We start from the raw sequence: 20,720 nt of genomic DNA, 5'->3' as shown, positions 1-20,720 counted from the left end.
GCCGTGAACAACCACCAGATTCACTGACCTTTGCGTCCCGTCTGCTTTCAGATCTGACTGCTATGCTCCAGGGAGGTCAGAATTTTGGCGGGAGTCGTGTGTGCACTCAGCAGGTGGACAAAGCGCTTTAGGGTCGGCAGCCAGGGTGCTGTGGACAGGCTGTTTGCTGGTGGTGCTCGCGGCCTGCAGCTGGGTGGATGACACCGGCATCCAGAGCAACGAATCGCCTGATATCCAGCTCGACGCCTCGAACGCCGCGACCGAAGGCGCGTCATTGCGCTGGCCGTTCAGCCTGCTCGACCCGGACGGCAACATCCAGCGCGTGGATGTCAGCCTGCAGGCCGAAGGGCGTGAGGTGACGTCCTGCGGCGCGTGGTTTGCCCCACTCGAATCCGCCAGCTCCCTGCGCGATGCCTGCCAGCCGAGCCTCAGCGATGCGCAGTGCCAGGTCGGCATTGTCACCGGGTCGGATGATGTGCGGCTGACCTTTCCCGAGCTCCGTTACCCGGTTGGCCTGACCTACGACCTCTCGGTGCTCGACACGGGGCTGCAATCGACTTCTCGCACGGTGGACATTTGCGTGCAAACCGTCAGCGCACCACCGATCGCGCAGGCAGACGCGTACAGCGTGACCTACGGCTCGGTGCTCGCGACCAGCGCGGTGCAGTGGGGCGAGGCCTGCGAGGTGGTCGGCGGCACCGGCGTGCTGGCCAACGACACCGACGATTTCGACTACACCGAAACCACCAACAGCGGTGCGCCCTGCCTGACGGCGGAGCTGGTGTCGGCGCCGCAGTTCGCAACGCGCTTCACGCTCGCTGCCGACGGCAGTTTTCAGTACGAAGGCAGCGGCACGGTGGGCCCGGGTGGCTCTGACAGTTTCAGCTACCGCGCCAACGACGGCGTGAACGTCAGCGAGCCGGTGCAGGTTGCGCTCTCGATTGTCGGCGACAACCTGCCGCCGGTTGCCAACGCCCTGTCGCGCAGCATTGACGAGGACACGGTGCTGACTGTGCCGATCACGGAACTCGGGCAGGACCCGGAGGGCCTGAGCCTGCGGGTGGCCTCGCTCGCCCGACCGAGTCAGGGCAGCGCGGAAATCCGCGGCGACGCCGTGGTGTACCGGCCACCGGCCGGCTTCAGTGGCTCGACCCGGATTGCGTTCACGCTTGCCGACGTCGGCGGCGCCACGGCGCAAGGCAGCCTGACGGTCACGGTGCGGCCGGTCAACGACCCACCGGAAATCGTCAGCCTGGCTGACCCGATCGTGATCCAGGTCACCAACCCCGGTGCCCCCGCCAGCGTCACGGTGGCGGCGCGGGTGCGCGACGACGAGACACCGGCACAACAGCTGTTGGTGTCGGCAGACATTGACCCGGGTTTCGCCCGCGCCGCGGTGGGTGGCACGGACGCGCAGGGTGGGGTCGCGATCGTGATCTCGCCGCTCAGGAACGGCAGCGAGGCGCTCGAGGTCAGCGTGCGCGACACGGGCTTCTCCGGACTGTCGGCAGAAACCACGCGGCGCACGGTTCAGGTACAGGTCAGCGGTGTGAATGAAGCACCCATCGCACGAGACGACTCGGCCACGGCGAACAAGGGTGTGCCCGTGGACATCGCCGTGTTGGCCAACGACAGCGACCCGGACGGGCAAGCGATCACCCTGATTGGCGTGGTGACTGCGCCGTCGAACGGGTCGGCGGTGTTGCTCGCCGACGGACTGACGCTCCGTTACACACCGAATCCGGGCTTCTCTGGCAACGACCTTTTCACCTACCGCGTGCGGGACCCACTCGGGGCCGACGCCGTCGGCACGGTGCGCGTGCAGGTGATCAACCAGGCCCCCACCGCGCGCGGCGACAGCTATCAGGTCGAAGGCATCACACCGACCGCGTTGTCGGTGCTGGCCAACGACACCGACCCCGACGGCGACCCGGTGCGCATCACCCGCATCCTCAACGCGCCGGGTGGCTACGTGCTCTCGGTGGCGGGTGACACGGTCCTCTTTCGCTCCATCACCGGCGCGCAGGCCGAGGTCACGTTCACCTACGAGATCGACGACTTCGATGGGCTGACGAGCCAGGCTGAGGTGTCGGTCCGCGTGTCGGAACAGGACCGGCCCTGACCGGCGGAACCGGGATCAGCGATCGCTCGCTGACCCGGTGTCGCCGAGGGCGCGGTAGCCGCCGTACAAGCGCGTCAACGTGGTGATCACGCAGATCACCGCGAAGCCGTAGGCCATCATGGCGAAATGTTGTGGCCAGAGGCAGATGGCGACGAAGAAGCCGATGGTCTCGGTGCCCTCAGCCAGCCCGCCGATGTAATAGAGCGACTTGTGCGGCAGGTCGATCCGCTGCAGGTCGTGCTTTTGTGCGACTGCTGCAAAGGCCAGGAAACTCGACCCGGTGCCCATGAAACACGTGCTCAGACACGCTGCGGCGAGTGCGTTGGCCGCGGGGTCGGCGAGTGCGAAGCCGAACACCACGCTCGCGTAGAAGATGAAATCGAGTGTGATGTCGAGAAAGCCGCCGCGGTCGGTCGGGCCGTTGAGCCGCGCGAGCGTACCGTCGAGGCCGTCGAGTGTGCGGCTGATGAGGATTGCCACCAGCGCGTAGCCGTATTGCTGGAAAGCCAACGCCGGCACGGCCGTCATGCCGATACCAAAACCGACCACGGTGACCGAGTCGGCCGAGACGCCGGCGCGTTGCAGCCGCTTGGCTGCCCGTTGCAGCGGCGGTGCGACCCACTGGGTTGTCCACCTATCCAGCACGGTGCGGGTCCGCGTTGTCTTCGCGTGCCGATGCCGGGCCGAGGTCCGCCATGTGCAGCACCACCCCGCCGTCCGGCGCGTCATCGGGGTCGTGGGTGACCAGCAGCGTTGGCAGGCCCGCGTCGCGAACCACCTCGCCAACGTAACGGCGAAAATTCTGTCGCAGCGCATGATCGAGTCGCGAGTAGGGTTCGTCGAGCAACAGGGCCCTCGGTTCGGCGAGCAGCGTGCGCAACAGACTCACACGCGATTGCTGGCCCCCGGACAGTGTGGCAGGGTCGCGCTTGGCAAAGCCCGCGAGACCGCCACGCTCGAGTGCCGTATCGACAGCGTCGTTGCGGGCCCGCCCACGGATGTGCGCAGGCAAGGCAAAGGCGAGATTCTCTCCAACGCTCATGTGCGGAAACAACAAGGGATCCTGGAACAGGATACCCACTTTGCGCTCCGCCGTCGGCAGGCCATCCAACATCCGGCCACCGAGCAGGACCGTGCCGCTCGCGCTCAGCGTCGGCGGCAGGACCCCTGCCACCAGTGCGAGCAGGCTCGATTTGCCGCTGCCGCTCGGTCCCATCAGCGTGAGAATCTCCCCGGGGGCGACCGTGTGGTCGAGCCGGTCGATCAGGCACGCATCGTTGGTGCCGAGCGAGACACCCCGGAGTTCGAGCGCGTCGGCACTCACAGTCGCATGCCCTCACGGTGTCGGTGGCGCCAGGCTGGCAGCGCAAACGCGAGCGCAAACAGTGCGAGCGGCAGCGCCATCTGGACAAAGGCCAACACTGCCACCAGTCGTCGGTCGCCGCCCGCAGCGATGCCGACGGCCTCGGTTGTCAGCGTGGGCACCCGCCCGGCACCGACGAACAGCGTACTGAGGTATTGCGCAACGCTGACCGAGAAGCCGATGGCGAGCGCGAAGCAGAGCGGTCGAAACAGCATCGGCAGTTTGACCTGCAGTGCCGTCTGCCAGGCGCGTTTGCTGAGGGTGCGACTGACTGTCGAGAGCCGCTGGTCATAGGCTTGCCAGTAGCCAGCGAGGGCAAGCAGGGTGTAGGGCAGGACGAACACCGTGTGCACCCAGACCACGGTCACCAGTTTGCCGTCGAGCCGCCAGTACGCCAGCACGCTCTGAATGCCGAACAGGAAGGTGAGCTGGGGCAACAGCAGTGGCGCATAGAGCGCGGGCAGCCACACCCGCGGCAGGCGCTGATAGCTCTCCAACAGTGCCACGCTCAGCACCAGCGCGAGCGCACTGCTGGCGCCTGCGAGCACCAGGGTGTTCAGCGCCGGTGCCAGGATGGCGTCGAGGTTGCGCACCCAGAACGCGGTGCTGATGCTGTCCGGGAACGCGGACGGGAAACGCCACCGCCAGGTCAGCGACCACAGCACGATCACCGCGAGTGCGCCGCACGTCAGCACCAGCGCTGCTGTGGGCAGGCCGACGCCCAGCAGCCGCCGCGCCAGCGGACGGGCGCGCACGCCGTCGGTGCGGCGCACCCGAAGCGTGCGGGACAGCGCGCGCTCGAGGCCGACCGCGAGGCCGGCGAGCAGCGCGGTGGTCGCCGCCAGCACCAGCGCGCCGGTGGTGCCGATCGGCCATTTTGCGATGTCCGGGTCGCTCAACCACTGGGTGACCTGCACGGCAAAGGTGGGCGGCACACTCGGGCCGAGGATGCGTGCCATGTCGACCACCGACAGGCCGTAGGCCAGCACCACCAGCAGCGGCAAACGGATCTGTCGGTACAACTGCGGCATCAGCAGGCGCCACCACAGTTGCCACTCGTCGTAGCCGAGGCTGCGACCGATCCAGAGCGTGCGCCGGTGATCGACCTGGTTGAGCGCCGCAAGCAGCACCAGCATCAGAAACGGCGCCTCCTTGAGTGCGAGCCCGAGAGTCAATGCGAGTCCGAAGCCGTCCTGTACCGTGGCGATGTCGGGGGGACGGGTCCAGCCGGTGAGCGCGGGGGACACCAGCCGGGCAATCCAGCCGCTGGGTGCGACGAGGAAGGCGAGGCCGATGGCAAAGGCTGCGTGCGGCACGGACAGCAGCACCGGCAGCGTCGATTGCAGCGAGGCGGCGCTGACAAACCGGCGGGTGGCATAGAGCGCCGTCGCCGCGATCAGCAGCGCGAGCGCCGCACCTGCGACGGCGGTGAAGACGCTCAGGCCCAGCGAGCGGTAGACGCCCGGTTGTTGCCAGAGCGCCACCCAGGCCACGTCGCCGGTGACGGGGCTGCCGGAGAAGGAGATCAGTCCGGCGCTGATTGCGACGGTCGCCGCAGTGCCAATGGCAACCGGCAGCACGACCGTCAGTACCACCGTGGCAGAGGCCGCCAGTCGGTGGTGTGTGCTCATCCGCCGTAGCGTTGCTGCCAGCGTGCCTCGAGTTCACCGACCCAGCTGGCGTGCGGTTCGGGCAGCGTCGGGCTGAGTTCGGCCGGGCTCAGCGTCGCGACGCCGAGCGGCAGGGCGTCGAACGTGGCGCGGTCCGTGTCACTGAGTTTGCCTTGCGCGAGCACGCTTGGATCGCCCCAGACGTCGGGATTGGCTTTCTCGGCCTGGGCGTCGGCGGACATCAGAAAGTTCGCGAACACCTTCGCGCCGGCGGCGTTGCTGCTGTTGAACGGCACGGCGACGAAGTGGGTGTTGCCCAGCGTGCCGCCGGTGTGGATATAGGTGCGCACGGTTTCGGGCAGTTGACCGTCGGCGATCGCCCGGCTGGCCTCGTTCGGGTTGAAGCTCAGCGAGATGTCGATCTCGCCGTCGTCAAGCAGCTGCCGCATGACCTGGGCGTCCTTGGGGTGGTTTTCCCCTTGTCGCCACATGTGCGGATGCAATGCATCGAGGAAAGTCCAGAGCGGCGCGAGCACGGCGTCGATGTCGGCGGCCTCGGACGCCGGGGCGATCAAGGCCTCCGGTGTGTCGGTGAGTTCGAGCAACACCTGCTTGATGAAGGTCGTGCCGTGGAAGTTGGGCGGGTTGGGGTAGGTGACCCGGCCTGGGTTGGCCTCGGCGTAGGCGAGCAGCTCGGCCATCGAGGTCGGGTGCTCGGCGCCGCGCGCGGTGTCGTGCATGAACACCAGCTGAGCCATGCCCCACGGTGCCTCGAGGTTGTCGACCGGCTCACCGAAATCGAGGGTTGTGGTCGGCTTGCCCTCGGTGTCGACGAGCGCGTAGTTCGGCGCGTCCTGTGTCCACGGGCCGTGCAGCAGACCGTTGGATTTCAGGGTGCGGAAGTTCTCGCCGTTCACCCAGATCAGGTCGACTGTGCCGTCGCTGGTGCGGCCCGCGGTCTGCTCGGCGAGGATGCGGGCGACCACCGCCGCGGTGTCGTCAATCTTGACGTGTTCGACTGTCACGCCGAAGCGCGCCTCGGTCTCGTCAGCCGCCCACGCGATGTAGCGGTTGATCGCGTCCGACCCGCCCCAGGCGTTGAAGTACACCGTCTGACCCTTGGCTTCGGCCTCGACGGCGGACCAGTCGGCGCTGGCCACGGTCATCGACGCCACGCTGGCGGCGAGCGCCACGGCGGCGGTTGCAAGTCGTCTCATTCTGTCCTTTCCTCTTGGGGCGTTCGGATCCCTGCTGCACGGTAATCGCAGGTGTGCTTTTGGCGTGCATTATGGGAAATGCACAGCGCAGTAGTATACGTGGTAACGCGACGCATCCCGAGCACCGAGGACACCCCCAAGGCCATGACTGACTCCGCCCCCGCCGCTGCGCCCCGCAGACCTGTCCTGCTGGTTATCATGGACGGCATCGGGCACAACCCCTCTCGGTTGAACAACGCGGTTGCCGCGGCCCGCACACCGGCGCTCGATTCGCTGTACTCGCGCCACCCGCTGACGGTGCTCGAGGCCTCGGGGCGGGCGGTCGGCTTGCCTGCGGGCCAGATGGGCAATTCGGAAGTCGGGCACCTTACGCTCGGCTGCGGCGCCGTGCTGCGCCAGGACCTCGTACGCATCAACGACGCCTGCGCCGACGGCTCGGTGCAGCGGAATCCGGCGCTTTGCGACGCGCTCGACGCGGTGCGCGCCTCGGGCCGCCCGCTGCACCTGCTGGGCCTGGTCTCCGACGGCGGCATCCACAGCCACATCGACCATCTGATGGCCCTGATCGACGCGGCGCACGCCGCCGGGGTGCGACCGCTGGTGCACATGATCACCGACGGCCGCGACACCGCGCCGCGCTGTGCCGAGCGGTACGTTCACCAACTTGCGCCGAGCCTGGCGGCGGCGGGCGGGGCGATCGCCTCGGTGTGTGGCCGCTACTTCGCGATGGACCGCGACAAGCGCTGGGAGCGCGTCGAACGCGCCTGGCGGCTGCTTGCCATGGGCGAGGGCGCTGAGGCGGCCGACGCACTCGCCGCGATTGCGCAAGCGCGCGCGGCCAACCAGGGTGACGAGTTCCTCGAGCCGGCGCGCACCGCCGCCTTCGAGCCGATCGATGCGGGCGATCAGGTGGTCTTCTTCAACTTCCGCAATGACCGCCCGCGTGAGCTGACCGAGGCCCTGACGTCGAGCGATTTCGACGGTTTCGACCGCGGCGCCGTCGGGCGTGCCGCCGTCACCACGCTGACCCGCTACGACGCTGCCTACGACCTGCCTGTGATGTTCGAGAAGGAGCGCCCGACGCACACTCTCGGCGAGGCGGTCAGCGACGCTGGCCTCACGCAGTTCCGCTGCGCCGAGACCGAGAAGTACCCGCACGTCACGTTCTTCTTCAACGGCCAGCGCGAGACACCGTTGGCTGGCGAATCCCGCGCCCTGGTCGATTCACCACGCGTCGCCACCTACGACCTCCAACCCGAGATGAGTGCGCACGCGGTACGGGATGCCACCCTCGCCGCACTCGAGCAGGGCGGCTACGGGCTCTATGTGGTGAACTTCGCCAACGGCGACATGGTCGGCCACACCGGTGTCGCGCCAGCCTGCATCGCTGCCGTCGAGGTGGTCGACCAGTGTGTCGGCGCCCTGGTGGAGGCGGCCGAGCGCGTTGGCGTGAGCGTGATCGTCACGGCGGACCACGGCAACTGCGATAGGTTGTCGGACCCGATCACCGGGGAGCCACACACCCAGCACACCACCTTCCCGGTTGCCTGTTGTGTGGTCGACCCGGCCAACCCGGTCCTGGTCAACGGGGGCGGCCTTGGCAATATCGCCGCAACCGTGTTGACCCTGATGGGCCTGCCGACGGTCGACACCATGGAGGGACACCTGTTGCGAGACGCCTTGCCATGACGGCCACATCAGACCACTGGACCACCGAGGCGGCGTTGCCGGCGCTGGCCGAGTCCATCGAGTCGAACTGGGCGCGCGCCGAGACGCTCGACTTCGCGGGTGTCGACGGCGTGGCCATCCACGCGGTTCGCATCGCCGCGGTCGACGGGGTACCGGCCGCGGCGCCGATCCTGCTGTTGCCGGGGCGCACCGAGCCGCTGGTCAAATACCGCGAGCTGGCCTATGACCTGAACCGCGCCGGCCACACGCTCTACCTGATCGACCACCGCGGCCAGGGTTTGTCGGGTCGCCTGCTCGGTGACACCGAACGTGGCCACGTGCTGGATTTCGCACACTACGTCGACGACGCCGAACGCCTGCTCGACACCGCGGTGCTGCCGCGCGAGTCAGCGCCGCCGGTACTGTTCGCGCACTCGATGGGCGGGTGCATCGGCACGCGCCTGCTGCAACGCCGCGCCGACGCCTTCGCCGCGGCCGTGTTGTTCTCGCCCATGCTCGAAATCCTCACAGGGTCTGTGCCCGGGTGGGTGGCGCGTTCCATCAGCGTCGCGCTGAACAGCCTGCCGTTTGGCCTCGCGGACGACACCGCCTACGTGCCCGGCGGCCGTGGCTTCGAGCAGATCGCCTTCGAAGCCGACGGCGAGCTCAACCCGCTGACCCACAGCCTGGTGCGCTTCGAGCGTCTGATGCACGACTACGTGGCCTTCCCGGCGGCGCGCCTGGGTTCGCCGACACGGGGGTGGTTCAAGCAGGCGCTGGCGGCGATGGCCGACGCCATCGACGAGGCCGAGCGCGTCACCTGCCCGACGCTGGTGTTCGGTGCGGGCGACGACCCGATCGTCGGCACCGGCGGTCAGACCCGCCTCTGCAACGGCAGTGACCACATCGAGGGTCCACGAATCATTCCCGACGCACGACACGAATTGCTCATGGAGCAGGACGACATTCGCAACCGCGTGCTCGACGACGCGTTGGCTTTTGTGAGGCGCGTCACGGCCTGCTGAGCCGCCGTATCGCCGGGGTAACACCGCAAACCCGAAAGTGCGGGTGTCATCACGCCGGTGCGTGACGCGACGCGGTCTGCGTCGCATTTTTCTGCCCCTCGGATCACGAGAATGTTTCTCCAACGAAACACATCGCGACCCTGAGGTGACAACATGCCCGCTTGGCGAATACTGGTCTGCGTCTGCCTGGCCCTCGGCATCTCCCTGGCGGCAGATGCGGCAACCGCTGCGACAGACGGCGCGTCCACCGGCGCCGCCACGATCCGGATCACCGTCACGCACGTGCCGACCCTGACCGTCGCCGCGCCGGCCTCCGCCGCCGCGACCACCGCAGACGACGCGTGTGTGTTCGCGAGCCGTCACGCCGCCCCGCACCACGTCTACCAGAGCGACGCCTTTGCGGACGTCAACGCGGCTGCGGCGCCGGCGGCCACCGTGTTCGGCGGTGGGGCTTTCTGCCCGGACCTCGACACCGCGCACGACGCGCTGCTCGTGCGCATCGTCCCCGAGTAACACCACTCGCCGTGCCGTTGTGCTTGCGCGTCAGGGTGGCTGCTACACTGCAGATTCACCCCGCCGAGCGACGCGTGTGTCTACCTCCACTCTCCCGAAATTCGGCATGGGCGCGTCGCTGACGCGCATCGAAGACGCCAAACTCCTGACCGGCCAGGGCCGTTATGCCGACGATGCCGCGGCACAGTCCGACGCGCTGATCGCGGTCTTTGTCCGTTCCCCGCACGCGCACGCGCGCGTCCTCTCGATCGACACGGCACAGGCCGCCGGCATGCCCGGCGTGCAGAAGGTGTACACCGCGGCCGATGTCGAGACGATCGCCGATTTGCGTTGCGCCGCGCCGGTGCCGCAGGTCTCCGGCGAGCCCATCACCCAGCGGCCGATTCCGGCGCTCTGTCGCGACACGGTGCGGCACGTCGGCGATGCGGTTGCGATGGTCATCGCCGATTCGGTCAACCTCGGCAAGCGGGCGGCCGAGTGGGTCCACGTCGAATACGAACCGTTGGATGTCTGCGCCGACACGGCCGCTGCGCTCGACCCGGACGCCGCGCGCGTTTACCCGGACGCCGAGAGCAACCTCGCGTTCGAATCGCTGCTCGGCAGCCGCGAGGCCACCGACACGGCTTTCGAGGGCGCAGCGCGTGTGTCCGAGGTCACCCTGGTCAACAACCGGCTCGTGTGCAACTACATGGAGCCACGTGCGTGCCTGGCACAATACAGCCCTGACACACGGCAGTTCACCATGGAAGTGCCGACGCAAGGCGTGCACGGCATGCGCGATACCCTGGCCGGCGCACTCGGCATCGAGTCCGGTAACCTCCGTGTGATCACAGGCGACGTCGGTGGCGGCTTCGGCACCAAGGTGTTCTGCTACCGAGAATACCCGCTGTGCCTGTTCGCCGCGCGCGATCTCGGGCGTGCGGTGCGCTGGACCTGCGAGCGCACCGAGCACTTCGTGCAGGATGCGCACGGCCGCGACAACCTGGTCACGGCGCGCATGGCGATGGACGACGACGGCCGCTTTCTCGCACTCGACGTCGACCTGATCGCCGCGATGGGCGCCTACCTGCACTGCTTCGGGCCCTTCATACCCTACCTCGGCGTGTCGATGTCGACCGGGTTGTACGACATCCCGGCGCTGGCCGCGAACATCCGCGGTGTCTACACCCACACAACCCCGACCGATGCGTACCGGGGCGCTGGCCGGCCGGAGGCCACCTACGTGCTCGAACGCTTGGTCGACCAGTGCGCTCGTGACCTCGGCGTGACGCCGGACGAGATCCGGCGGCGGAACCTGATTCAGCCCGAGCAGTTGCCCTACACCTCGGCCGGGGGACGCATGTACGACACCGGCGAGTTCCACGAACACATGGCACTCGCCATGGCGCGCGCGGACTGGAGCGGGTTCGAGGCGCGCGCGCGCGAGGCCGAGGGCCGCGGGTGTTTGCGTGGCATCGGCATGGCGAGCTACATCGAGGCCTGCGCCTTCGCCGGATCGGAGCCCGCCCACCTCGCACTTGAGCTCGACGGGCGGTTCAGCCTGCGGATCGGTACTCAAAGCAACGGGCAGGGGCATGCGACCGCCTACGCACAGATCGCGGCTGAGGCGCTCGGTGTGGACTACAGCGCGATCGTGGTGCGCCAGGGCGACACCGACGAACTTGCGCGTGGCGGTGGGACCGGGGGATCACGCTCAATCCCGCTCGGTGGCGCGTCCGCGCAGGTCGCTGCCCGCGAACTCAAGACGGTGATTCAACGGCTGGCCGCGGAGGAACTCGAGGCCGCTGAAGCCGACATCGAGATCCACGACGGCCACGCCACGGTGGTGGGCACCGACAAACGCATTTCGCTTGCCCGCCTGGCAGAGACCGCCCCGGACGCGGCGAGCCGCACCGCGATCGGCAACGTCGAACAGGCCGAGGCCACGTACCCCAACGGCACCCACATCTGCGAGCTCGAGGTCGACCCGCGAACCGGCGTCACGACGCTGGTGCAGTGGACCGCAATCGACGATTTCGGCGTCACGGTCAACCCGCTGCTGCTCTCCGGCCAGGTGATCGGCGGGGTGGTGCAGGGCATCGGCCAGTGCCTGCACGAGCGGGTGGTCTACGATGAGACAGGGCAGTTGCTGACCGGGTCGCTGATGGACTACCAGCTGCCGCGCGCCGCCGACCTGCCGCCGATTCACTTCGAGACGCGCAACGTGCCCTCGACAACCAACGCGCTCGGCATCAAGGGCGCCGGCGAAGCCGGCACCATCGCGGCGGCGCCGGCGGTGATGAACGCCCTGTCGGACGCGCTGATGCGGGCCTACGGCCAGCCGGACATCGACATGCCGGCAACGCCGGGCTTGCTCTGGGAACGGATACAGGCGCTGGAAACCCGGGCGGCCTCCTGAGTCCGGGCCGCCGACCGCCACAGAAGAGGGGACGTCGGGGTGATTGGAATTCGCATGACATGGATGGGCGGCTGCCTGCTGGCCGCCGGCGTGACCGTCGGCCTGGTGGGCAACACGTGGTTCAGCACGGTGCAGGCCTACGGTGACGCCTCCGAAGCGGACTCCTCGGCAGACTGCGGCACCGCGCCGTGCCCGACCGACGCCCCGGTCTCGGACGCTGCCCAGCACTTGCGAGAGCGCATCGTGCGGCCCGAGGACGCGGCGTCGTTCGACGGTGACCGCGACGCGCTGGCTGCGCGCGGTGCGCGGCTGTTCGCCGACAACGACCTCAGCTCCAATGGCCTCGCGTGCATTTCCTGCCACGCCGGCATGAACCTCTACAACGACAGCTTCACCGAGGCGTACCCCCACCGCGTGACCATGCCGTTTGAAACTGCAGGCTTGGATACCGTTGACGCGGAGACCATGGTCCAGTTCTGTCTGGTCATGCCGATGGGCACCGACCCCTTGCCCTGGCAGTCGCAAGAGCTTGCTGCGCTCTCGGCGTACATCGAGAAGATCCAGCCCGAGTACGCGGCCGCGGTACCCTAGGCGCGGGTCGCACCGGCGGGCGTTTCGGTGACACAGAGGCCAACGCTATACTCCAGCAACGTGTTTTCGGGTGATGACTGTGCAGCAGACGGGCGTTGTGGCATTCCAGGGCGAACTCGGCGCCTATTCGCACCAGGCGTGCAGGCAGGCCTACCCTGAGCACACGGTGCTGCCGTGCGAGAGTTTCCAGGCGGCGATTGCGGCCGTGCGCGACGGGGAAGCCGACCTCGCCATGCTGCCGGTCGAGAATTCGACCTACGGCCGGGTCGCCGACATCCACCAATTGCTGCCTGAGTCGGGCTTGCATATCATTGCCGAGGCCTTCGTGCGCGTGCGCATCGCGTTGTTGGGTCTGCCCGGTGCGGTGGTGAGTGACATCGAGCAGGCCTACAGCCACCCGGTCTTGCTCGGGCAGTGCCGCGAGTTTCTCAAGGCCCACGGTATTACCGGTGTGGTTGGCGTCGACACCGCCGGCTCGGCACGCAGCATTGCCGAAGCGGGTGACAAGCGTGTCGGGGCGCTGGCCTCGACCCTCGCAGCGGACATCTACGGGCTCGATGTGATCGCGCGCGACATCGAGGACCGCGACCACAACACCACGCGGTTTCTGGCGATGGCGCGGGACCCGTCGACGCCGGCAGCCGACGTCGAGGTGATGACGTCTTTCGTCTTTCAGGTGAAGAACATCCCGGCGGCGCTCTACAAAGCGCTCAGCGGCTTCGCCACTTGCGGTGTCAACATGGTCAAGCTCGAGAGCTACATGCTCGACGGTTCGTTCACGGCCACCCAGTTTTACGCCGAGATTCAGGGCGACAAGCGCGACCCCAACGTCGAGCAGGCGATGCGCGAACTCGGGTACTTCACCAAACGGGTCGATGTGCTCGGGGTCTACCCCGCGGCCAAACAGCGCTGAACCGGCACCCGCACAACCGCCCTCAGAGAAGCGCGGCTTCAGCGGTGCGCAACGGCAGGTTGGCCGACACGGGTGTACGCGCGACGACGATGTGTGATTCGACATCGCTGACCAATTGCATCTTCAGCAGTTGCTCGCGCAGGAAGCGGTCGTAGCCTTGCACGTCGGTGGTTACGATCTTGAGCAGGTAGTCGATCGCGCCTGTCACCCGCTCACAACTGACCACCTCCTCCATCGTGACCACCTGTTCCTCGAACGTGTCCATGCGGTCGGTGCTCGGCAGTGACAGCTTGACGAAGGCGTACACGGTGCAATTGAGCCCGATTGCCGTAGGGTCGATTGCCAGGCGTTGGCCGAGGATGACGCCGTCGCTGCGCAGGCGCTGGACCCGCCGCCAGCACGGGGAGTTCGACAGGTTGACCGCGTGCGCGAGGTCGCTGATCGAGGCGTCCGGCGTGGTTTGCAGGTGGTTGAGGATGCGCCAGTCGACTGTGTCAAGTTTGGGCATTTTTTTCTCAAATCATAACTATCAGGGTAAATCATACTCATAAATGTGCAGATAGCGGCAATAAAAGCACGATAATGCCTGTTCTAGGCTTCTAGGATGTTCTCTGTTGCACAGCCCTTTCGGTGCCTGACTGAGGACACGCCATGAACGCCCCCCTGTCGATCCCGAACGCGCGGTACGCGCCTGAGAGTGAGCGCGTCCTCCTCAACGGCACCCAGGCCGTGGTCAGAATGCTGCTCGAACAGGCCGCTTGCGACCGGGCTGCGGGCCGGGTGACCGGCGGCTACGTCAGCGGCTACCGGGGCTCGCCGGTGTCGAGCCTGGACGTCGAGCTGCAGCGTCACGCCGAGCGGTGTCGGTCGGCGAACATCCACTTCAACCCGGGCGTGAACGAAGACTTGGCTGCCACGGCGGTCTGGGGCAGCCAACAGGCCGGTTGGGCCGACAGCGCGACGGTGTCAGGGGTGTTCGGGCTCTGGTACGGCAAGGGGCCGGGGGTTGACCGCTGCGGCGATGTCTTCAAGCACGGCAACTACAGCGGCACCGCCGCCGACGGGGGCGTGATTGCACTCGCCGGTGACGATGCACAGGCGAAATCCTCGGTCTGGCCCAGCCAGAGTGACTACGCGTTCATCGACGCGGAGATGCCGGTGCTGTCACCGGGCTCGGTCGGCGAGCTCATCGAACTCGGCTTGCTGGGCTACGGACTCTCGCGCTACACCGGGCTCTGGGTCGGCTTGCTCGGCCACACCGACGTGATGGACAGCACTGCGAGCGTGGCACTGGACGATTGCCGCGTGCCGCTGTCGCTGCCGGCGGGCCCGGCGCCGCGCGAACAGCTCGACCTCAACCGGCCGGCCAACCTCGCGTTGCGCCACGAGGCCGAGGTGTTGCTGCGCGAGCTCAAACTGCCGGCCGCCCGGGCGTTCGCCCGCGCCAACGCGCTCAACCGCGTGGTCGTGGCGCCCCGGCGGACGCGCATCGCGCTGGTTGGCGTCGGGCACGCGTTCACCGCACTGCGCGACGTGCTCGCGGACCTCGGTTTCGACGAGACACGGCTCCGCGTCGCTGGCATAAGACTGTGTCAGGTGCGCATGCCCTGGCCGCTCGATGCGGCGGACGTCAGCGACTTCGTGCGCGACGCCGAGCGGGTGCTGGTCGTGGAGCACAAACGCCCATTGGTGGAGCAACAGCTGCTGGCGCACGTGCACCGCTTGCGCGCCGACGTGCGCGTCTTCGGCAAATGTGACGACGACGGTCGGGTGTTGCTGTCCGAGAGTGGCCAACTCGACGCGCTGCAGCTGCGTCGTGCGCTGGCGCGTGTGCTGCCGCCCGAGATCTGGCCGGTCGACGTTCGCCGAGACGGGGCCTTCGAGCCCGCGGCGGCGCCGCTCAACGAACCCGGCGCGCCGGTGCGCACGCCGTTCTTCTGTTCGGGTTGTCCGCACAACAGCAGCACGCAAACCGCGCCCGGGCAGCGGGTGATGGCGGGGGTCGGGTGCCATGTCATGGCCGAGACCATGGGTCGCACCACCGAGAGCCTCACGCAAATGGGCGGTGAGGGCGTCACCTGGCTTGGCATGTCGCCGTTCAACCCGGGCGACCACGTCAGCGCGAACCTCGGTGACGGCACCTTCTATCACTCCGGCAGCATGGCCATTCGTGCGGCCGTCGCAGCTGGGGTGCCAATCACCTTCAAGCTGCTCTACAACGAGGCCGTGGCGATGACCGGCGGCCAGACGGTCGACGGGCCGCTCACGGTCGCGCGCACAGTGGCCTTGCTGCGCGCCGAGGGCGTCGAGCGCATTGCCCTGGTCAGCGACGAACCCGAAGCCTGGCAAGGCCGTGAACAGAGCGCCGGGTTGCCGGTGTCGCCACGCGCAGAACTCGCACGCGTCGAGGCCGAGCTCAAGGCCGAAGGCGGCGTCTCTGTGATTCTCTACATCCAGACTTGCGCCACCGAAAAGCGGCGACAACGCAAGCGCGGTACACGTGAAGCTGCGCCGCAGACGCTCTGGATCAACCCGGAAGTCTGCGAGGGCTGCGGCGACTGCACGCGGGCGAGCAACTGCCTGTCGGTGGAGTCGATCGACACGGACCTCGGGGTCAAACGGCAGATCAACCACCAGACCTGCAACGACGACTACCGTTGCGCAGACGGGTTTTGCCCGTCTTTCGTTGCCGTCGAGGGCGCCACACCGGTCAACCGCACGGCTGCAGCCCTGCCCGCCGTTGACCTGCCGGAACCGGCCACCCGCGATCCTTCGGCCGAGACCAACGTGCTGATGCTCGGCGTGGGCGGTCTCGGCATCACCACCACTGCGGCGATTCTCTCGGCGGCAGCCCACCTTGATGGCCTCGCGAACCAGTCACTCGGCATGGCCGGTTTGGCGCAGAAGGGCGGGCCAGTGAGCGCGCAGACCCGTCTCGGCGGCGTGGCCGGCTCGGGCAAACTCGCGCCAGCGAGTGCCGACCTTGTCATTGCAGCTGACATGGTCAGCGCGATCACGCCGGCCAACCTCGGCCTGTGCGACGCCACGCGCACGCAGTTTGTCGGCAACGAACACGTGGCACCGACGGCGAGCCAGGCCCTCGCATCGCTGCCGGCCTCGGGGTTCGCGGCACTTGCGAAACGCGTCGAGCCCTTTGTCCGGGCACTTCACGCCGTCGACGCCTACCACCTGGCGGTGCACTACCTTGGCGACGCCGTCTTCACCAACACCGTGATGCTCGGCGTGGCACTGCAGCGTGGGGCGTTGCCGGTGACCCGTGCGAGTGTCGAACAGGCCATTCGCGACAACGGCGCTGCGGTCGAGCGCAACCTGCAGGCGCTCACGCTCGGTCGGATCGCCGTGGTCGCCCCCAACGAGCTCGTGGCGCGGCAACGGCCGGTGGTCGAGGACGTCACCGCCGCAGCGCGCATTGACCGCCTCGCGGCGCGCCTGGTGGACTACGGTGGGCAACGTGTTGCCGCACGCTACCGCGAAACCCTGGCACCGCTGATCGTGGTTGCGCGCGACGAGACGGTCTCGGTCGCGGCGATGCAGCTGTACCGCCTGATGGCGAACAAGGACGAATACGAAGTGGCACGACTGCACAGTGCGCCAGCGGCACGGGCGGCTCGCGAGGCAGCTGTGGGGGCCGGCGGATCGCTGTCGCTCTACCTCGCGCCGCCGGGGCTGTCGCCGGTCACGGACGGTGTGCCGCAGAAACGCCGGTTCGGGGCGTGGGTGTTTCCGGCGCTGCGCCTGCTGCAACACGGCCGTGTGCTGCGCGACACGCCCTTCGATCCGTTTGGCTACACGCGCGAACGCCGTGACGCACGCGCGCTGCTGGCCGACTACCGCGACGACATCCGCACGGCGGTGAGCGCCTGCCAGGCGGGGCGCCACGCCTGGGCGACCGAGATGCTGCGCTGGCCGCAAACGGTCAAGGGCTACGGCCACGTGCGGTCGCAGTCGGCCGCTGACGCCCGCAAGCGCCGCGCGCTGTTTCACGGCGACGGTGTGCCGCACACCGTGGTGCCGATCGTGCGCCAGGCCGGGCCGCGCCAGGCCACGCCTGCCGCGGACCTGGCGCCGGTGTCGCGCTCGGCGAGCTGAGGCCCGGGCTCAGGTCAGGCGCTGGAACGCGGCGGCGAGGTCGGCTTGTGCCGTCGCGTAGGGCGCCGGGCCGAAGCTCACGCGGGCCACGCCCGCCTCGGTCGCACCCGCGATGGTCAGCGGGTCCATCATCATGACGTTGACCGGCAGGGACGTGCCACGGACCACCTCGGCAATCAGCGCGAGGTCGGTGAGACCGGGCACGAAGAAGCCACTCGCCCCCACCGCCGCGTAGGCCGCCGCCCGTTCCAGTGCGGCGTCGAGGTGGTCGCGGTGCGTCGCCGGTTTGGATTGCAGAAAGAGGTCCGTGCGCGCGTTGATGAACAGCGGCACCCCGGCGGTATCGGCGGCGGCGCGGATTGCGCCGATGCGGTCGGCCTGGACATCGACTGCGTGCAGACCGGCGCCGCCGACCACCCGGTCTTCGAAGTTCAAACCGACGGCGCCGGTGTCGATCAGTTGGGTGATGTGCTCGGACAGCGTCGCCGGATCGACTGCGTAGCCGCCCTCGAAATCAACCGTCAGTGGCAGGTCAACGGTGGCTGCGATGCGTGCGGCCACGCGCAAGGCGAAGTCGAGCGGGATCGCCTCGCCGTCCTTGTAGCCGTGCGCCGCGGCCACCGACCAACTGCCGGTGGCAACGGCCGGCGCGCCGGCCTTCGCCAGGGTTTTCGCGCCGCCGGCGTCCCAGATGTTGTAGAGCACGAGCGGGGTGCCCGAGACGTGAAGGGCGTGGAAGGCGGTGGCTTTGTCGGCTTGGCTCATCGGTGGCGTCAACAGTCAGAGGGAGCCCGTGACTCTACCACCTTGGCCGGGTCGGCTGGGGCGTACCGCTCAAGCCGCGAGGTCGGGTCGGTTCGGCCCGCGGTCGGCGTCGACGGTGCGCTCGTGGGCCCAGGCGCGCAGCTCACCGACGGCGTTGCGGCGCAACACCGACAGCGGTTGGGTGCGGCCGAGCTCAGTGACCACGTCAACGGTCATGAGCGTGTCGCCAGAGCCAATGCTGTAATTCGCTGACACGATCGCCTGCTCGATCTCAGCGCCCGAGAACCCGTCGCTGTGGGCGGCGATCTGATCGAGGTCGAAGCCGTCTGCGGGGAGCGCGCGGCGCGCCAACACGGCGGCGACAATCGCCTTGCGGGCGTCGTGCGTCGGCAGGTCGACGAAGAACACCTCGTCGAGGCGGCCCTTGCGCATGATCTCCGGCGGCAGGCGCGTCACGTCGTTGGCGGTCGCGACGATGAACACCCCGCGGGTGTTCTCTTGCATCCACGACAACAGCGTGCCGAGCACGCGCTGGGACGCGCCGGTGTTGTCCTGGCCGCCGCTGATTGCTTTCTCGATCTCGTCGATCCACAGCACGCACGGCGCGAGGACGTCGGCGCTGCGCAGGAGCTCGCGGATGTTGCGCTCACTCTCGCCGATGAACTTGTTGTACACCGCGCCGATATCGAAGCGGATCAGTGGCACGCCGAGCTGTCCGGCAACGGCCCTGGCGCAGAGGCTCTTACCACAACCCTGGACACCGAGCAGCATCATGCCTTTCGGGCGATCGGCGCTCGGGTCGTTGCCGATGATCGCGTGCTTTCGGGTGTTGAGCCAGTTCTTGAGGTAGCTGAAGCCGCCGATGTCGTCGAAGTCGCGGGTGTCGTACTCGAAGGAGAGCGCGCCGTCCTTGCTGATCAGGTCGTACTTCGCGCGCATCACCTCGGCGAGGTCCGATTGCGTGATGGCGTCGTCGGTTTGAATCGCGTTGCGCACGAGCCGTTCGGCGTCGGTGTAGGTGATGCCGGTCAGGTTGCGCACCAGCAGCGATTTCGCCTTGGGGTCGATCGCGACCTCCGGGGTTTTCTCGCGGATCTTGTGCAGTTTGACCTCGCGCTCGATCAGCTCTTCGATGTGCTGAGCTGTCGGCAGCGACACCGTGAACGGCGCGGTGAGCTTCTGCACCTCCGGCGGCACGGGCACGGCGTGGCTCAACAGTACGATCTTGTTGCCCTGCCGGTTGGCCGAGAGTGCGAGCTCCTTGAGCAATCGGACCACGCGCGGGCTCTCGAAGTAGGGGTGGAAGTCGAGCAGCACGATCACGGTGTCCTGGAAGCGCGTCGCCGCGGCGTCGAGCGCCTGCTCCGGGTCGCGGTCCGGCAGCTCGGTCAACGGGGCGTCCTCGCCCTGCAGCGACAGCGGCCGCGAAGCAAACTGGCCGGTCTTGAGCGGCTGGAAGCCAGAGGCAATCGACCAGCGTTGCGCACCCAGGCGGCAGTGGCCAGCAGCGAGCGCAATCAGCGACAGACAGCGCTCTTCCTCGTCACTCTCGAGCACCAGCACGGGAAAGTGGGCGTGCAGGAGCTGCTCGAGCTGCTCGACGTCGCTGCCATGCATGGGGCTGCCTCGGGATACCGGAATGCCCAGCTATCGGCAATCACGGCACCACAGTGAAGCACTCGTTAGTACACGACCTGGTTTCCAGTGACGTGGCTAGGGCCAACATCGCTTCGCCCGGGTCTGCTGCGCAGAGCCCGCGCTCCCACAGCGGATCCGGGCAGCGCTCCCATTTCCGGCGGTCACCAAACCCCGTGGGAGCGTCATCCTTGGCGCAGCCAAGATGGCGCGAAGGCCACGCGGCCTGATTCAAAATCGCTTCGCCCGGGTCTGCGTTGCAGAGCCCGCGCTCCCACAGTGGGTCGGGGCGTCACTCAGACACCCGGCCGCCGCAAGCCCCGTGGGAGCGTCATCCTTGGCAAAGCCAAGATGGCGCGAATGGCACGAGGCCAGGGCCAACACCGCTTCGCCCGGGTCTGCTTCGCAGAGCCCGCGCTCCCACAGCGGATCCGGGCAGCGCTCCCATTTCCGGCGGTCACCAAACCCCGTGGGAGCGTCATCCTTGGCGAAGCCAAGATGGCGCGAATGGCACGAGGCCAGGGCGAACACCGCTTCGCCCGGGTCTGCTTCGCAGAGCCCGCGCTCCCACAGTGGGTCGGGGCGTCACTCAGACACCCGGCCGCCGCAAGCCCCGTGGGAGCGTCATCCTTGGCGCAGCCAAGATGACGCGAATGCTACGCGGCCCGGTTCGACACCGCTTCGCCCGGGTCGGGTTCTACCCCGCCATCTCGGACACTTCAGAAAAGAGCCATAGTGGCCGCTAGGAGTGTTTATGAAGACAAGACGACAATACAGTGCCGAGTTCAAG

General features: G+C 67.8%; 15 protein-coding genes. 8 read left to right on the top strand and 7 right to left on the bottom strand.

Annotation, left to right across the window (positions count from 1 at the left end):
• Positions 1-169: 169 nt before the first annotated feature.
• Positions 170-2,122: an Ig-like domain-containing protein gene (locus tag AAGA11_19005; protein MEM9604959.1), complete on the top strand. Its 1,953-nt coding sequence runs from the start codon at positions 170-172 to the stop codon at positions 2,120-2,122.
• A gap of 15 nt (positions 2,123-2,137) precedes the next feature.
• Here AAGA11_19005 and AAGA11_19000 read toward each other — a convergent pair whose 3' ends face one another.
• Genes AAGA11_19000 through AAGA11_18985 form a run of 4 tightly spaced genes read right to left on the bottom strand, consistent with a single transcriptional unit; the run spans position 2,138 to position 6,312 of the window.
• Positions 2,138-2,767, bottom strand: a complete 630-nt coding sequence (locus AAGA11_19000; GenBank protein MEM9604958.1) for a CDP-alcohol phosphatidyltransferase family protein — start codon at positions 2,765-2,767, stop codon at positions 2,138-2,140.
• The gene (locus AAGA11_18995) at positions 2,757-3,389 is read right to left on the bottom strand and encodes an ATP-binding cassette domain-containing protein (protein ID MEM9604957.1); all 633 of its coding nucleotides are present in this window, start codon (positions 3,387-3,389) and stop codon (positions 2,757-2,759) included. Before AAGA11_18995 ends, AAGA11_19000 begins: the two co-directional genes overlap by 11 nt.
• Positions 3,390-3,442: 53 nt before the next feature.
• On the bottom strand, positions 3,443-5,116 hold the full coding sequence (locus tag AAGA11_18990) for an ABC transporter permease (GenBank protein MEM9604956.1): 1,674 nt from the start codon (positions 5,114-5,116) through the stop codon (positions 3,443-3,445).
• Complete coding sequence (locus AAGA11_18985; GenBank protein ID MEM9604955.1) at positions 5,113-6,312, bottom strand: ABC transporter substrate-binding protein; 1,200 nt, start codon at positions 6,310-6,312, stop codon at positions 5,113-5,115. Before AAGA11_18985 ends, AAGA11_18990 begins: the two co-directional genes overlap by 4 nt.
• 144 nt (positions 6,313-6,456) lie before the next feature.
• Here AAGA11_18985 and gpmI point away from each other — a divergent pair, with 144 nt between their 5' ends.
• The 6 genes from gpmI (at position 6,457) to AAGA11_18955 (ending at position 13,420) form a co-directional block, all read left to right on the top strand.
• Entirely contained in the window at positions 6,457-8,001 is a 1,545-nt protein-coding gene (gene gpmI, locus AAGA11_18980) for a 2,3-bisphosphoglycerate-independent phosphoglycerate mutase (GenBank protein ID MEM9604954.1), read from the top strand.
• On the top strand, positions 7,998-9,005 hold the full coding sequence (locus AAGA11_18975; protein ID MEM9604953.1) for an alpha/beta fold hydrolase: 1,008 nt from the start codon (positions 7,998-8,000) through the stop codon (positions 9,003-9,005). Before gpmI ends, AAGA11_18975 begins: the two co-directional genes overlap by 4 nt.
• A 153-nt stretch (positions 9,006-9,158) precedes the next feature.
• The gene (locus AAGA11_18970; protein MEM9604952.1) at positions 9,159-9,518 is read left to right on the top strand and encodes a hypothetical protein; all 360 of its coding nucleotides are present in this window, start codon (positions 9,159-9,161) and stop codon (positions 9,516-9,518) included.
• Positions 9,519-9,594: 76 nt separating this feature from the next.
• A complete protein-coding gene (locus AAGA11_18965; GenBank protein ID MEM9604951.1) occupies positions 9,595-11,916 on the top strand; it encodes a xanthine dehydrogenase family protein molybdopterin-binding subunit in 2,322 nt (773 codons plus the stop codon).
• A gap of 54 nt (positions 11,917-11,970) precedes the next feature.
• The gene (locus AAGA11_18960) at positions 11,971-12,507 is read left to right on the top strand and encodes a hypothetical protein (GenBank protein ID MEM9604950.1); all 537 of its coding nucleotides are present in this window, start codon (positions 11,971-11,973) and stop codon (positions 12,505-12,507) included.
• A 73-nt stretch (positions 12,508-12,580) separates the two neighbouring features.
• A complete protein-coding gene (locus tag AAGA11_18955; GenBank protein ID MEM9604949.1) occupies positions 12,581-13,420 on the top strand; it encodes a prephenate dehydratase in 840 nt (279 codons plus the stop codon).
• Positions 13,421-13,442: 22 nt separating this feature from the next.
• On the opposite strand, the gene AAGA11_18950 is transcribed toward AAGA11_18955, so the two are convergent.
• On the bottom strand, positions 13,443-13,928 hold the full coding sequence (locus AAGA11_18950) for an Lrp/AsnC family transcriptional regulator (protein MEM9604948.1): 486 nt from the start codon (positions 13,926-13,928) through the stop codon (positions 13,443-13,445).
• 143 nt (positions 13,929-14,071) lie between these two features.
• On the opposite strand from AAGA11_18950, the gene AAGA11_18945 reads away from it, so the two are divergent.
• Positions 14,072-17,530 carry an indolepyruvate ferredoxin oxidoreductase family protein gene (locus tag AAGA11_18945; protein MEM9604947.1) on the top strand — a complete coding sequence of 1,153 codons (3,459 nt, stop codon included), beginning with the start codon at positions 14,072-14,074 and terminating at the stop codon, positions 17,528-17,530.
• A gap of 9 nt (positions 17,531-17,539) precedes the next feature.
• On the opposite strand, the gene AAGA11_18940 is transcribed toward AAGA11_18945, so the two are convergent.
• Together AAGA11_18940 and AAGA11_18935 are read right to left on the bottom strand one after the other, a co-directional pair.
• The gene (locus AAGA11_18940) at positions 17,540-18,295 is read right to left on the bottom strand and encodes an isocitrate lyase/phosphoenolpyruvate mutase family protein (protein ID MEM9604946.1); all 756 of its coding nucleotides are present in this window, start codon (positions 18,293-18,295) and stop codon (positions 17,540-17,542) included.
• Between the two features lie 69 nt (positions 18,296-18,364).
• A complete protein-coding gene (locus AAGA11_18935) occupies positions 18,365-19,912 on the bottom strand; it encodes an AAA family ATPase (protein MEM9604945.1) in 1,548 nt (515 codons plus the stop codon).
• Positions 19,913-20,720 lie beyond the last annotated feature (808 nt).

The sequence above is a fragment of the Pseudomonadota bacterium genome, from assembly GCA_039196715.1.
Lineage (GTDB): Bacteria > Pseudomonadota > Gammaproteobacteria > CALCKW01 > CALCKW01 > CALCKW01.
This window is presented reverse-complemented; position numbering and strand designations above follow the sequence as displayed.